General features: G+C 68.0%; 19 protein-coding genes. 1 reads left to right on the forward strand and 18 read right to left on the reverse strand.

Annotated features, from left to right (window positions below; all coding sequences use genetic code 11):
- Positions 1-8 precede the first annotated feature (8 nt).
- The gene (locus tag O7611_RS30720) at positions 9-1,106 is read right to left on the reverse strand and encodes a DNA cytosine methyltransferase (protein WP_269695942.1); all 1,098 of its coding nucleotides are present in this window, start codon (positions 1,104-1,106) and stop codon (positions 9-11) included.
- A 62-nt stretch (positions 1,107-1,168) separates the two neighbouring features.
- Between O7611_RS30720 and O7611_RS30725 the strand changes: the two genes are divergently transcribed.
- On the forward strand, positions 1,169-1,633 hold the full coding sequence (locus tag O7611_RS30725) for a very short patch repair endonuclease (RefSeq protein WP_269695944.1): 465 nt from the start codon (positions 1,169-1,171) through the stop codon (positions 1,631-1,633).
- Between the two features lie 216 nt (positions 1,634-1,849).
- On the opposite strand, the gene O7611_RS30730 is transcribed toward O7611_RS30725, so the two are convergent.
- The 17 genes from O7611_RS30730 to O7611_RS30810 all read right to left on the reverse strand — a co-directional run bounded on the left by O7611_RS30730 (position 1,850) and on the right by O7611_RS30810 (position 13,288).
- On the reverse strand, positions 1,850-3,223 hold the full coding sequence (locus O7611_RS30730) for a pentapeptide repeat-containing protein (protein WP_269695945.1): 1,374 nt from the start codon (positions 3,221-3,223) through the stop codon (positions 1,850-1,852).
- Positions 3,224-3,416: 193 nt separating this feature from the next.
- Positions 3,417-3,599 (reverse strand): hypothetical protein, encoded by a 183-nt coding sequence (locus tag O7611_RS30735; RefSeq protein ID WP_269695946.1) that lies wholly within the window; start codon positions 3,597-3,599, stop codon positions 3,417-3,419.
- 470 nt (positions 3,600-4,069) lie between these two features.
- Positions 4,070-5,341: a tyrosine-type recombinase/integrase gene (locus O7611_RS30740; protein ID WP_269698031.1), complete on the reverse strand. Its 1,272-nt coding sequence runs from the start codon at positions 5,339-5,341 to the stop codon at positions 4,070-4,072.
- Positions 5,341-5,613 carry a helix-turn-helix domain-containing protein gene (locus O7611_RS30745; RefSeq protein ID WP_269695925.1) on the reverse strand — a complete coding sequence of 91 codons (273 nt, stop codon included), beginning with the start codon at positions 5,611-5,613 and terminating at the stop codon, positions 5,341-5,343. The genes O7611_RS30740 and O7611_RS30745 overlap by 1 nt, the downstream gene beginning before the upstream one ends.
- 28 nt (positions 5,614-5,641) lie before the next feature.
- Positions 5,642-7,426, reverse strand: a complete 1,785-nt coding sequence (locus O7611_RS30750; protein WP_269695927.1) for a replication initiator — start codon at positions 7,424-7,426, stop codon at positions 5,642-5,644.
- Positions 7,426-7,692 carry a hypothetical protein gene (locus O7611_RS30755; protein ID WP_269695928.1) on the reverse strand — a complete coding sequence of 89 codons (267 nt, stop codon included), beginning with the start codon at positions 7,690-7,692 and terminating at the stop codon, positions 7,426-7,428. Before O7611_RS30755 ends, O7611_RS30750 begins: the two co-directional genes overlap by 1 nt.
- Positions 7,689-8,417 carry a hypothetical protein gene (locus O7611_RS30760; protein WP_269695929.1) on the reverse strand — a complete coding sequence of 243 codons (729 nt, stop codon included), beginning with the start codon at positions 8,415-8,417 and terminating at the stop codon, positions 7,689-7,691. Before O7611_RS30760 ends, O7611_RS30755 begins: the two co-directional genes overlap by 4 nt.
- A complete protein-coding gene (locus O7611_RS30765; RefSeq protein WP_269695930.1) occupies positions 8,407-8,697 on the reverse strand; it encodes a hypothetical protein in 291 nt (96 codons plus the stop codon). Before O7611_RS30765 ends, O7611_RS30760 begins: the two co-directional genes overlap by 11 nt.
- On the reverse strand, positions 8,697-9,044 hold the full coding sequence (locus tag O7611_RS30770) for an RRQRL motif-containing zinc-binding protein (protein ID WP_269695931.1): 348 nt from the start codon (positions 9,042-9,044) through the stop codon (positions 8,697-8,699). The genes O7611_RS30765 and O7611_RS30770 overlap by 1 nt, the downstream gene beginning before the upstream one ends.
- Entirely contained in the window at positions 9,041-9,340 is a 300-nt protein-coding gene (locus O7611_RS30775) for a hypothetical protein (RefSeq protein WP_269695932.1), read from the reverse strand. The genes O7611_RS30770 and O7611_RS30775 overlap by 4 nt, the downstream gene beginning before the upstream one ends.
- Positions 9,337-9,777 carry a DUF6197 family protein gene (locus O7611_RS30780; protein ID WP_269695933.1) on the reverse strand — a complete coding sequence of 147 codons (441 nt, stop codon included), beginning with the start codon at positions 9,775-9,777 and terminating at the stop codon, positions 9,337-9,339. The genes O7611_RS30775 and O7611_RS30780 overlap by 4 nt, the downstream gene beginning before the upstream one ends.
- A gap of 83 nt (positions 9,778-9,860) precedes the next feature.
- Positions 9,861-10,070, reverse strand: a complete 210-nt coding sequence (locus tag O7611_RS30785) for a hypothetical protein (protein ID WP_269695934.1) — start codon at positions 10,068-10,070, stop codon at positions 9,861-9,863.
- Complete coding sequence (locus tag O7611_RS30790; protein WP_269695935.1) at positions 10,067-10,939, reverse strand: FtsK/SpoIIIE domain-containing protein; 873 nt, start codon at positions 10,937-10,939, stop codon at positions 10,067-10,069. The genes O7611_RS30785 and O7611_RS30790 overlap by 4 nt, the downstream gene beginning before the upstream one ends.
- Positions 10,940-11,024: 85 nt before the next feature.
- The gene (locus O7611_RS30795; protein WP_269695936.1) at positions 11,025-11,966 is read right to left on the reverse strand and encodes a hypothetical protein; all 942 of its coding nucleotides are present in this window, start codon (positions 11,964-11,966) and stop codon (positions 11,025-11,027) included.
- A 106-nt stretch (positions 11,967-12,072) separates the two neighbouring features.
- Positions 12,073-12,258: a hypothetical protein gene (locus O7611_RS30800; protein WP_194802121.1), complete on the reverse strand. Its 186-nt coding sequence runs from the start codon at positions 12,256-12,258 to the stop codon at positions 12,073-12,075.
- A 34-nt stretch (positions 12,259-12,292) separates the two neighbouring features.
- Complete coding sequence (locus O7611_RS30805) at positions 12,293-12,721, reverse strand: DUF3307 domain-containing protein (protein ID WP_269695938.1); 429 nt, start codon at positions 12,719-12,721, stop codon at positions 12,293-12,295.
- Positions 12,722-12,967: 246 nt separating this feature from the next.
- Positions 12,968-13,288, reverse strand: a complete 321-nt coding sequence (locus O7611_RS30810) for a hypothetical protein (protein WP_030500671.1) — start codon at positions 13,286-13,288, stop codon at positions 12,968-12,970.
- Positions 13,289-13,639 lie beyond the last annotated feature (351 nt).

The following is a 13,639-nucleotide window of genomic DNA, read 5'->3' on the forward strand; positions in this document are numbered from 1 at the left end:
CTGCCGCGTCAGGTCAGCCAGGGCTTGATGTGCCGAGCGATCGCCGCAGCGAGACCTGACGGGACGGCGTTGCCGATCTGCTTCGCGATCTCGGTCTTCGACCCGCACCACAGGTACTCCTTGGGGAAGTCCTGCAACAGGGACGCCTCGTAGTGCGTGATGACGCGGTTGACCCGACGTGCGGGGTCGTCTGGGTCCCACTGCGGATGCAGGTACTGACCCTTCTCCGGCTTGAAGAACTCTGTACGGATGGTCAACGAGGGGGCATCCCAGCGCATGCGTCCCATGACGTCCGTCGTCCCGGTCTTCTTCTCCCGCCAGCATCTTGACAGCAGATGGTCAGGGAGGTTGAAGCGGCCGCCACCGGGTGGGATGTGGTCGTACCGGTCCAGGGACAGCGGTGTGGGGTTGCGCCCGAAGTGGATCTCACTTCCCTTGAAGACCCCGCGGATGCGTTGGCCGAAGTACTCCGTCATCGTCTGCGGCAGTTCTGTCGTGGCCGGCCGTTCGTCCAGCCCTGCGATGCGGCTGCGCACCGTCTCCCACGGCTTCAGTCCGTTCATCGGGGCCTTCGCATGGGTCGGTGACGGGAGGGGGATCTTACCGACTCGCGAGCCGATCACGATGGTGCGTGGACGACGTTGCGCTACACCGTAGTCCGCGGCGAGCAGGACCCCGGGGGTGAGTTGGTACTCCTTGATGATGCCGTGGTCGGCCTCGTCGAGCAGAAGCTGGAACTCGCTGCTTTTTGAAAACCGCTCGACATTCTCGATGACGAAGACCTGTGGTCGAGCCGTCACTACGAACCGCAGGTATTCCTTCCAGAGCTTGTTCCGAGGATCGTCCACGTCCTTGCTGCCCAGGTTTGAGAAGCCCTGGCACGGAGGTCCGCCGATGATCACGTCGGCCTGCGGGATCCTCTCCTCCGTGACCTCAGCGATGTCTCCCCAGTGAGTGTGTGACTCTCCGAAGTTGGCCGCGTACGTGGCGGCAGCCGCCAGGTCCCATTCGACGGCGAGCGCGGGACGGTAACCCTCCGCGTGGAAGCCGACGGTCATGCCGCCGCATCCCGCGAAGAGATCGATCATGCTGGGACTGTCGCTCATCCGCGACATACTAGCCTCCGCACACGTGAGTATCCCCTAGCCGCACCGGTGGAATAGAACAAATGTCTGATCAATCCTGGGCGTCGTCGCCAGCGGTACGAAAATGTATGCAGGCGAACACGGGGCGTGATACCCAGCCTGAAGTGCGTCTACGGCGGGCCGTGCATGCCCTTGGACTTCGCTTCTACGTAGGCAGACGCCCCATCCGGGCGGTTCGCCGGACGGCGGACTTGGTCTTTCCTCGGCTCCGGCTCGCCGTGTTCCTCGACGGATGCTTCTGGCATGGCTGTCCCGAACATCACACGGTTGCCAAGACCAACGCAGAGTTCTGGGCGGAGAAGGTAGCTACCAACCGTCGACGAGACGTTGAGACGAACGCAGTCCTCGAAGCTGCGGGCTGGACCGTCATCAGGGTCTGGGAGCATGAACCGTCTGATCAAGCTGCCAGCCGGATCGCCAGCACAGTACGTGCGTTGCGTGGCACTCCGCCAAACCAGCAACGACAAGCGCCTGACCGAGCGCATTAACGTCCGAAGACTTGACGCTGAGGCGCAAGGCAGCACAAGCGTCGACGCGGGTCGAGCCCGGACGCGAACCAGTAGCCTCCGACGCCTGCTCGCCGCTACTGGCTGCCACCGCCGGACATCACGCGACAGCTTGACACCATCTCCCCGCCGACGGGCCCTTCCATGGGCGCGCCGCGGCAGGTCACCGGTCGTCTCCGTCCCCGTCGAGGCCCGTTGTTAAGGATGTGGCATGACGAGACCGGTGGGAGGATCGTCAGCCGGCCAGGGGTCGAACGCCGGCGGTACCTGGAGGTCCGCGCCTGCAAAGGACACATCCGCCCCCTCGAACGCCACGGCATCGAACCGCACGTCAGCGCCATCGAAGACGGCGCTCTCAAACCGGAGACTCCCGCCCCGGAACTTGGCTGCCCAGAACGAGATCCATCCCCCTGCGAAACCTGCTCCGATGAATATTACATGGCTGCCAGCGAATGTAGATCGGCCGAAGAAGACCCGACTGCCGGTGAACGCCGCACTGTCGAAGACCACAAGCCCTTTAGTGAACTCAGCGTCCTGAAACCAGACCTGCCCCCCGGCGAACGCGGCACGGGTGAAGAGCACCTCTGCGCCGCAGAACTTAGCCCCTACAAAGGAAACGTTTGCGCCGCTGAAGCTCGCTTCAGCGAAAGAAACCTCGACCCCGCCGCTGAATTCCGCTCGGTCAAACGACACCCGCCCGCCGGTGAATCTGGCTGCACTTAGGTCGCCGCCGTCGAGGACGGCGCCGGTGAAGTCGAAGTCATGGCCAGACCAGGACGCCGGGTTCTCAACCTCAAGGCGTAGGTGAGCACCGATGAGGCGGATCACCGTGTGGCGTACCTGGCGCTCTTGTCGAGCGGAGAGGACGTCTTGACTGAACTCTCTCGGCAGTACGTAGTCGCCTGAATCCACTCCGTTTGACGGCTGCCATCCTTCGTCCTCAGGAGGGGTATAGGGCATCCGAAGGTAAGCACATAGCACATCAATGCACGTTTGCCGGCCATCTTGCCAGTCGTCTGCTAACCCAGCCATCGCATACACGCCGGCGAGACGTACTGCTGGCTTTTCCGAACCGAGCTGCTCGGAGGCTTTGGCAAACCGCTCGTTAAACAACCGGACACCGTTCCGGTCGGTCTCGATCTTTGCGCGCTCGTCGGCCGCCTGCGAGAGCGCCTTGCTCACTTCCGCGCGGACATCTGCTGTTTGAGCGAGTTTGTGGGCAAGCTCGGCCAGTTTGTTCGTGTGCTCCGCCACGCGCTGCCGCCTATAGGCAACAACCAGGGCCACCACACCGCCTACTCCCGCTACCATAGCGAAGGCGAGCTTAAAAAGCTCGAACAGGGTCCCCGCGGTTACTGCGCCGTCCCGACTGAACGACGGGTAACCCGCGTACCAGAGAGCAGCAACGATTAGCCCGGCGACGGCCAGCACAGCAGCAACGACCGCGACCCCAATTGCCCAGCCGATGTGCCACTGCCTTAGCTCCGGAACGTCAGAGTCGGCAACCGACGCAGGCGAGATCGCCACGGTCGCGGGTGGGAGGGAGGCTTTATCGGTGGGCAGATGGTCCACAGCTCGTATTTGTAGCGCACGGGCACGTCCCCAGGCCTCGATGTGTCAGATCGTGGCCAATAGCCAGGCTGTAAGGCAACGAGATACCTCGTGCAGGCCAGGATGCCGATCCGTCCGATTTGAGATGATCCATCGGCCACCGGAGGTTCCGGGTTTCGCATCCCTGACGGACGGACCCTGGGTGGCAGAGCCTCTACCGAGGTTTGACCATGGCGGCCACGACAACGACGAGGATAACGAGGGCCAGGATCAGCCAGCCGACATTGATCGCCAAGTCGATCACCATATGGCGGGTGCCGGGGATGATCAGGAGGACGACGAGGACGACCAGGAGCCCGCGCAGCGGCGAGGGCTTCTTCTTCCCCGCTTCGCTCATCCGGCACCTCCCGAGACATGGAGCTCGTTTACTGTGCGGCACCATATCGACTGCCCTCGACCGCAGTGGGCCTGGGTCTAGCGGCCATAGCCCGTGGCGGTTTAGCAGCGTGGTGAGGGTGCTTTCCCCAAGCGCGATGCGGCCCCAGGTCGTCAGCAGCATGACTGTCGACAGCAACGCCACCAGACGACAGGCCACTGACGAGCCTTAGCGGCGACGGAAATCCGAGAGGACATCTGTTGCCGGACATGCACGGACAGGGAGCAGAGAACCTGTAGGTGAGGCGTCAGGCAGCGAAGCAGCGAGAAGGCAGCACGAACGTCGGCAGGGGTCGACCCTTAACGCGAACCGCCGGCGTCCGGCACCTGCTTGCCGACGCGGCCCGCCACCAGCTACTACCGGCTGACAGCTTGAGGCCGCATCCCCCCGACGGGGGTCGTCCCTTTGCGCCGTGAGCGTTCCGCCGCAGATCACAGGTCATCTCCGTCCCCGTCGAGCAGGCTCCCCGAGGGCGTTTCTCCGGTCGGAGGCAGCAGAGAGGCAGCAGAGCCGTTGAACGCCTCCAGGACGCGGGCGGCGTAGTCGTCCGGGGTGTGGGTGTAGCGGTTGAGCGTCGTCGACGCCTGTTCGTGACCCATGACCCGCTGCACGAGGTTGATCGGAACGCCGTCGGTGACCAGCCAGGTGGCGTAGGCGTGCCGCAGATCGTGGAAGCGCATCCCGCCGGAAGCCTTGGCCGCCACGCAGGCGACGGCCTCCCGCTCGGTGGTGAACTCGGCCGACCACTCGATGCCCTCCCGGTCCGGCCAGGTCGCGCGGTACCGGTGGGGGCCGGTGTTGACGACCTGGCCGAGCAGCCCGGCGCGGACCAGCGACGGCAGCCACACCCGGCGCCGGAAGTTCGAGCGTCGGAGTGGCCGGCCGACCCGGTCGCGGAAGACCAGGGCTCGCGGGTCGGGATCGTCGGCGGCGGTGTGCAGCTCGCGGAGCGCGGCCAGGAGGAAGGACGGTAGCGGCACGGTCCGGACCCCGGCGCGACTCTTCGGGTACGGGCGCAGCACGATCCCGCCGTGCGTCTCCTCGGCCACTTGGACGACGCGCAGCGATGCCCGGTCGAGGTCCACCGACGACCACGTCAGGCCGGCGCACTCCCCCCAGCGAAGACCGGCCCCAGCGGCAGCGGAGACGATCCCCCGATGCCGAGGTGGGACCGCCGGAAGCAGCCGACCGAAGAAGTCCTCCCGACTGATCGTCACCGGCTTGACGTCGCGGGACCGATCACGCGGCAGCTTCACCCCCTCGGCGGGGTTGGTGGCGATCAGCCGTGCCTGCACCGCCGTCTTGAGGATCATCGACAGCAGTTGGTAGGACTTGGCCACGGTGGCGGGCGCGAGATCCCGACCGAGACCGGTCACCCACTCCTGCACCGACATGAAGTCAACCTTCCCGAGCGGCCAGTCACCCCACTTCGGCAGGACGTGCGTGCGAAGCATGGAGACAGTCCGCTCAGTCGTACGGGCCTCGACCGCCCGGGTGGCGAGCCACTGCGAAGCGAAGTCACCGAAACGGGTACGACCGGCGTGCGGGTTCACATAGGTGCCCCGATTGAGGCTTCCCTCGACCTCGGCGAGGAAGGCATTGGCCTCCCGCTTCGTGCGGAAGCTCTTGGACTTCTGCCCACCGGCAGGATCACGCCAGCAGGCGCGGAAGGTACCGGCCGGAGTCTTGCGGACGAAACCCATCAGCGCCTCCGGCCATGCTCGGTGCCGGTGGCGGCGGGCTGTTCGGTGACGCCGTCGAGCCAGGCGTGGAACCGGGCACGCGGGATCAGCCAGCGGCCCCCGAGGCGGGTCGCCGGGATGGTGCCGTCGCGGACGAGGGCGTAGGTGCTGCCCAGCGAGATGCCGAGGAGCTTGGCGACCTCGCGGACGGTGTAGGTGACCGGCTCGACGACGACGGTCCCGGTACGAGGGACGAGCCGGACGACCGGATTGGGGTGGGCGGTGGTGCTCATGACGGGTGACCTCCTCGGTCTGTCGGGATCAAGCGGCGGCCGGCGCGATACCGGCCGAGGTAGTGGCGAGTTCGTGGGCGAGTTCTTCGCGGCCGGTGGTTCGTCGCTCGCGTGCCATAGCGGCGGCGGTGTTGGCGAGGAGCGCGTCACCCGAGGTGTGCCAGCCGACTCCGGCGAAGGTGAGGGTGCCGACGATGAGCGTCGTGTCCTCGTCGACCTGCTCGGCGGGCGGTCCGCTGGCATCGGGGTGGTTGTGGTCCTGGTGCTCGTGGCGCCGGAAGGCGACGCGGGTGTCGCGCAGGAGCCGGAAGGTGACCGAGTAGCGGCGGGCTTTGGTGAGGAAGTGGCCGCCGTAGCCGAGCATGTGCGCCCATCGGCGTAGCCGGGTGTAAGGGTTGGCCGTTGCTGGTTTCGTCGGTTGGGTGTCAAGGGCGGCTTGACGCGCGGCGGTGCAGGTGGGGCAGGCGGGGTAGCGGGTGTGGGTGCCGCAGTCGGGGCATTCCCAGCGGTGGACGAAGCCGGGCCGTGGTCGGGGTTCCCGGGGCCGGTCGGCTAGTGGGGCCGGGGTGGTGATGGGTCGGCCGATGCGCCAGCAGGCGTCGATGAGGCGGGCGGTGTGGTCGCCGTCGGGGTCGGCGTAGTCGCCGATGGTGTCGGCGGTCAGGCGGGTGGAGGTGTGCCCGGTGGCCTCGGTGCTTTTGGTGGCGTACTTGGCAAGGTAGCCCGCGACCATGCCATCGGTGACCTCCCCGGAGCCGTCGGTGGCGATCGGTTCCAGGTCGACTTGGTTGCCCCAGGCGATGGGCCATCCGTCGGGCCGGTCGGGGTGGGGCGGGGTGTGGAAGGCGATCTGCCGGGCGGCGTGGCGCAGCGCGTCGATGAGGTCGTCGACGGTGAACCCGGCCGGCGGGGGGACGATCGCTTGCGGGTCGGTGGGGTCGACGCCGTCGAGGCGGGCGATGGCGTGGAAGTGCACCGCTCCCCGCGCTTGCAGTTCGGCGACCTTCCCGGGCGACAGCCGCACCGGGGCGACCTTGCGCGTCTTGCCGGAGGCCGTGACCACCTCGACGCGAGGGACGCCGCGGCGTTGGGCGAGTTTCGCGAGCCAGCGTTCGGCGGCTTGCTTCGTGCGGTGCCAGAGTTCGCCGGAGAAGATGTTCCAGACGACTTGGTGGTCGTGGTCGTAGCAGTCCAGGCACAGCGGATGCCCGAGCGTGGTGTCGCCGGTTTCGTGGCGTGCCCAGCAGACGGCGTGTCGGCCATGGGGGCAGAGTCCGGTGTCGCGGCGGGCGTGGCAGGGTTCGGCGCGGCAGTCGCAGCGGCGTCGGTTGCGGCAGGTGTGCCGCCTCACGACCCGGGCGTGGACGGTGCCGAACGACGGCGCGGTGAACGTCGCGAACACCGCCGGATGCGACGCCACGGACTCCGGCACGCCTTTGCCGCCGACCAAACCCGCCCGCAGGAGCTGGAAGGCGTCGCGTTGGTAGGTCTGGGCGCAGGCGGGGCAGACGGTGGCGCGGCGGTTGCCGCAGGCGGTGTAGATGGCGGCGTCGGGCATGGCGTCGGTGTGCCGGGAGTCCAGGACCCGGCCGGTGGCCTGCTCGACGGTCAGGATCTGCCCGGCGAGGCGGATGGGACGCGTGCAGCCGGCGGCGGCGCGGACGTGTTCGAGCCAGCCGTAGTAGTCGGGTCGGGTGGCGCGTTCGAACGCGGCCCCGGCAGCGGTCCAGCTGTAGACGGGTGGGACATCGGCGTTCGAGCCCACCCCCCGGGCCACGGAGGCGCGGGGGGTGAGGTCCAGCGTCGAGGCCATCAACCGGCCACCCCAACGGGGTGCAGGTTGGTGATGGTGCGTTCGATGACGATGATCCGGCAGGCACCGCACTGGCGCTTGGTCGGTTCGTGCCGTCGGCACGGGATCTGCGTGACAATGTCGCCGCAGCGGATGGTGACCGGGTTGCGGCAGGGCCCGCCGTCGATGACGTCGATGACGGTCCGGCGGATGTCGTAGGGGTGGGGCTCCGGCTCGGCCGGGCAGGTGTGCAGGAGCTGCACGACGTCGACAGTGTGGATGCTCACCGGGCACCACCACTGATGGTGGTCAGGAGTTGTCCGGCGACGGGTGGGGTGACGTCGAGGCGGTCGGCCAGCTCGGCCGGGGTGATGGGTTGGCCGGTGGCCTGTTCGTGCTGCACGGCGGCAAACCGGGCCATTGGCAGCAGATGAGAGGGGACAGGGACGTCGACCGGCTCGGCCGGTGCGGAGACGGGTTCCGGCGCAATGGTCGGTTTGGTGACGGGTTCCGGCTCGGCGGCCGGGGTGATGGCGGCCGGTGGTACCGGCTCCGTGGTGACCTGCTCGGCCACCTGGACGCGGATGGGTTCGGCCGGCGCAGTGCTGCTCTGCCCCGTCGGAGCGGGGGCGAGGACGAGTTTGACCAGGGCCATGAACGCCAGGGCCGGGACGGCGGACAGGAGCCAGCCGGAGATGCCGGGTTTGGCGACCGCGAGTTGTGCGGCGAGGGAGAGGCTGGCGGCGGCGATGAGCAGGAACAGCGGGTAGCCGATGGGCGCGCCGGTGCGGCGGCGTCGGCGGATGGTCAGCAGACAGGCGATAGGGACCAGCTCGGAGATGACGGCATTCGCCCAGCCGAACCACGCGCCCGTCCCCGCCGGGGAGTTGGCGAGGGTCCAGTCTTTGACGTGGGTGAAGGAAGCGGCACCGGCGAATCCGGCGACGGCGATGAGGATGAGCACCAGGACCAGGCCCTCAATACGCGGACCGGTGGGTCGGTCAGTGGTCATGGGGCACCTGCCCGGTGGTGACGGCACGCTGTTCGGCCGCGAGTCCGGCGAGGCCGACGCGGATGCCGTTGCAGGTGGGGCAGTGCTGCTCGGGTCCGGCGGTGCACTGGGTGAGGTGGGCGTCGTGGATGATGCGCAGGCTTTCGGCGTAGTAGCCGGACAGGAACCGTTCGAAGGACAGTTCGCCTCGGGCGGCGAAGTCCCGGGCGATGGCGGTGACGACGTAGTCGTCCGGGGTCATCCGCTCCTGCGCGGCGAAGTTGACGGCGGTGGTGGTCATCAGTGGCCTCCGTGGCAGTCGAGGCAGCAGCCGTAGCGGCGGGGGATGTAGTAGGGCTTGACCTGGCCGCAGTCGCGGCAGGTCCGTCGGGCGAGCAGGGCTTTGGCGATGGCCTCCCGCTGGGCGGGGGTGGCGATGCGTTTGGGTGCGGCGAGGTCGAGGCGGTAGAGGTAGGCGACGCGCTTACCGCGACGCCAGAGGATCTGCGCGACCGCGTGATGCCCTCCGGGCCGGAGTCCGGCGGCGCGCAACTGTCGGCGGGTGGCCAGCCCGTCCGGGGCGAGCCGGAACGGGTAGGTGGGGAATTCCTCGGCGGGGTTGGCCGGGTCGTAGGTGAAGGTGGTCACGGCCGGTCTCCCCAGCGCTGCTGGGCGGCCTGCCGCGAGATGCCGAGACGCTGACCGATCTCGGCCCAGGAGTAGCCGAACCGGCGTAGGCCGACGACGGCGTCGGTGATGGCGCGGTCGAGGTCGGTGGAGAGGGCGACGAGGTCGCGGAGGGCTTCGACGTCGCCGTCAGCGACGCGGCGGCCGTGGGCGCGGATGATGCGCCGGGCGAAGGCGGCGAAGGCGTCGTTCTCGACGACGTCCCGGCGCCGCTGCCGGGGCAGATGCGGTGTCAAGGTCTTCTTGACGGTGTTCATCGGTTTCCGCCTTCCTGGGTGTGGAGGCGATCCCATTCCTTTGCCGCGCCTTCGAGGGCGGCGATGACGTGCTCTGCGGTGCAGGCCGGGTCGTCGTTCCAGGAGTAGGGGGAGGTGTGTTCGTCGAGCCAGTAGCCGTCGTCGTCGACGAGGTGGATGGGGTAGTGCTGGTCGAGGTAGTCGGTCAGGGCCGCGATCGCGTCGAGGTAGGTGGGCCGGTCGTCGGTGCGCAGGTCGGAGAAGTGCTTGACCGGGTGTCCCGCGCAGGCCATGCCGATGGCCCCGACGGCGCAGGCCGCCGGGGTGGGGGTGTCGGTGGTGGGTGCGTAGTAGGTGCCCTGGTGCCAGCCGTGCCGGCGGAGGTAGAGGACAGCCATCCGCAGCAGGTCAGCGGGTGTGACCTGAGCTGCGGTGGTCGGGTGTTGGGTAGCCTTCATGGCAGCCACGTCCTTTCGGGGCTGTTGGTGGAGGTCGGCGGAACCGGACTGCTTTCCACGGCTGAGGCCGGTTCCGTCGACTGCTATCGGGTGCGGAGCCGCAGGTAGCGGCGTTGGCGGGTGTCGTCGCCGCCCACCGGGTGGGGTGAGCCGAGGTAGACGAGTCGGCCGCTGGCCGAGGCGACCTGGACCATTGAGGCGATCTCGCCGGGTTGGGCGACGATCCAGATCTCGACGTACTGGGCGGCACGCTGCTGGTTGGCCTTGGCGTAGGCCTGTTCGCGGGTGGTCATGCCGCCACCTCGAAATCCACCCGGGTCAGGTCCGGGATCAGGGTCGGTAACGGGCGGGGGCGGCGGATCCAGGCGGCGTAGTCGGCGATGCCCGCGATCTGGGCGTCGGTGAGGTAGGCGACCTTGATGCGCTTCGGGGTGCCGCCTTCGGCGATGAGGTAGGCGGCGCCCTGGTTGGTGGGGGCGATGTCGGTGGCCGTGTAGCCCTGCTCGGCCCAGCCGTGCCCGAGCACGATGTTGGAGGTGTTCGGCGTGGTGCAGCGGAACGCGGCCCGGTAGCCGAACAGGTCCCGCAGCGAGGTGGGGATGATGTCGAACGACGGCCGCTGCGTTGCGGCCACTACCGGGATGCCGGCGGCACGGCCACGGGCGACCAGGTCGCGCAGGAGAGCGACGAACTCTTCCTGTTCTTGCTTGGTGCCGACGGTGGCGGAGTAGTAGGCGATTTCGTCGACGAGGACGGTGATGACGGACAGGCCGTCGGCGGCGGTGAGTTTGCGGCGGCCGTGGGCGCGCAGCCAGGCGTAGCGGTTGTTCATCACCAATTGGAGGCGGCGGAGGATGTCGAGGGCGGCGGTGATGTCGGGGCCGATGAACGCGTCGGCGCAGTCCTCCCACTGGCCGAGTTCGACGAGCTTGCCGTCCAGCAGCACCAGGCGGCTGTCGACGGACAGCGCGGCGTGAGCCGCGATGGTGTTGAGGAGACCGGACTTGCCTCCGCCGGGTTCGCCGCCGGCGAGGAGGTTGCGGTAGGCGAGGGTGATGTAGACGGGGTGACCGAACTCGTCGATGCCGACGAACATGGGGTCGAACATCGACAGGCCAGGCCCCACCGGAACCCCCGACGTCGGGGCGGGTGTGGTGGTCATGGTTGCCCTCCTTGGGCGAGGTGTGGGCGCGGAGAGCCACACGAACGAACCCCGCAGGGCTCTCCGCGACCGGGTTGGGTGAAGGTCAGATCCAGTCGGAGACGTCGTCGACGTCACTGGCGGTGGAAGCCGCGGGCTTGCTGCCGTTGGCGGTCGTGGCCGGCGGCTTCTTGGCGGCCGGTCTGCCCTGGGTGGGCAGGGTGACGGTGGGGGCGTCGATGTCGGGCAGGTCCAGGGCGGTGGGCACGGTGGCCGGGATCCGCTCGGTTGCCGGGGTGTCGGGGTCGATGACGTCGACGAGCGGGGAACCGACCTGGGCGGTGAGAACCTCGCGGCGTTTGATGTCGAACCGCAGGTAGGCGGCGTTACGGTCGGAGGCCCGCTCGATCAGCGCGGTGGAGGCGTGGCAGGCCACGGCGATGCGGTCGAGGCGGCCTTCCAGGTCGGCCAGGGACAGGCCGGGGCGCAGGTAGACCCAGACCCGTTCGCCGACGGGGGTGGGCTTGGCCCAGAGGATGAGCGGCAGGCTGCCGGACTGGTTGGCGATGATGAACTGCGCGAAGCACACGCGCAGCCGGTGCCGCACCACGAGGCACCAGGTCCAGGCGGCCAGGAACCGGCGGGACACCGGCAGGCCGGCGGGGACGCCGACGACCAGGGCGACCACCAGCAGGGTGATCGGGGTTGAGGTGTGGTTGACCAGATGCACCCAGGCGGCACCAAGGGCGGTGGTGATCCCGATTTCGGGGGTCCACCACCACAGCAGCCGCAGGACCGGCCAGATGCGCACGAGCAGCCAGGCCAGGCCGCCGAGGGGAACCCCGATGAGGGCGCCGACGAAGACGGCGAGGATGGGGTGGATGGAGGAAGCGGCCACCACGGCCGACAGAAGGCCGACGATGACCGCCGTGAGGATGAACGCCAACCGGGCGTTGCGGGCCGAGGACCGGTGGACCTTGGCCTCGATGACGGTGATGGTGCCGTTGGCCTTCCGTCCGAAGGAGCGGCGAGGGCTAGACTTGGACACGACACGTCCTCCCAAGTGATTGGGCTGGATGGGTTGGAGAGAGCGGGGTCGGCAGGTGTAGGAGCCAGTACCGGCCCCGCGCTCGTTTTCCTGTCCGCCGGTCAGGTCAGCGGCGGTTGTTCAGGTCGTTGGTGAGTTGTCCGAAGCGGATGCGCTCGTCCTCGTCGAGGACGGTGGGGGTGCGCCCGGCGGCGCGTTCCTCCCGGAGCTGCTTGTCGAGGTGCTTCGGGTCGACCTTGACCTCACGGACGCGGCCGTTGGCGTCCTCGCTGAACAGGTACGTGCGGCCCATGACGGGCTCCTTCCGGTTCTCAGGGATGGGGTTTCTACAGGCAGGCGATGAGCAGCGCGGACACCCACAGGCACGCCGCGTGCAGGGACTGATCGGCCAGGTACATGCCGCAGATCGGGGCCTGCCGGTCGGCGAAGTCGGCGCTTGCGGTGTGGGTGAGTAGCCAGCGCACCGGCCAGCGCCGGTCGAGGAACGCGTGACTGATCGCGGAGAAGCCCAACCCGGCAGCCATGCCGCCGGCGGTGACGGGCAGATCGAGCGCGGCGATGGTGACCGTCAGCATGACGATCACCACGAGGTGGTAGGCCACGACGTGGCCGAGCAGGTGCTTCCAGCCGTGCCAGCCGGGCGCGGCCTTGTGCGCGGCCTGCTTGTCGGACTGGCCGAACACGTGATCGGCCACCTGGTGACCGGCGTAGAGGGTCGCCGCGACGACGGCGAACACGATGGCGGAAACGGGCATGACAACCACTCCCTACGTTGAGGGCAGACAGGTTGGAAGGGCAGACGGGGCCGGCAGGTGTAGGAGCCAGTACCGACCCCGCGCCACACTTTCGAGAACGGCAACCACGGGTTGCCAGGGCCGGGAGAGTAGGAGCCAGAAACGCTCCCGGACCAGATCGGAACAGATACAGCGGACTCAGGCCGCTTCACGCGCGATGCGCGTCAGACACCAGAAGCTCACACAGTTGCAGGTGGAACGAGGAATCTACTTCGCCGCCGAGGTGCCAGCCTTCGGCTTCAGCGACACGGCACGGAACGCGACGCCGTTGCGCCCGTTGGTCGCCCACGGAATGGCCTCCAACTGCTCGACAGCGACGAGCTGCCCCACCGTCACGCTCGGCTTCTCACCCGCCGTGGTGATGGTGATGATCTCGCCGCCGGTCTCGTCGAGAACGAAGACCTGGGTCGACCACATGAGCCGGCCAGTGTTCTTCTCCGACCGCTGGTTACCGTTCTGGTCGTTCTTCGGCTCCGGGTCCTTCGTCACCTGGACCTGCTTGCTCGCGGTGTCCACGTACAGCTTCACAACAAACCTCCTGTGTCTAGGCGCATCCCTTGTTGGATGACTGCCTTGCCATCAAAGTACCAACTGAGTTGGTACTACGCCAGACCCTTGATGGAATCGGTTCGGCGTTTCGCTGGCACATACAACGATCTCTTTCGCTGCGGTAGAACGACAGGTGTCACTGCGGTGACAGGTCCAAGTCCCCTCGCCATGTCCCCGCGATCGGGGCGATACTGGCGGTATGGCTGACGTGGCTGCGGACCTCGACCGACCCGTCTGGGCGACCAGGCTCAGGGCTGAGCGCACTGCCCGGGGGTGGTCACAGGGAGAGGCCGTCCGGGCGATGCGAGTGCACGCCGCCGAGCAGCTTCC

It is taken from the genome of Micromonospora sp. WMMC273 (assembly GCF_027460285.1).
GTDB lineage: Bacteria > Actinomycetota > Actinomycetes > Mycobacteriales > Micromonosporaceae > Micromonospora > Micromonospora aurantiaca.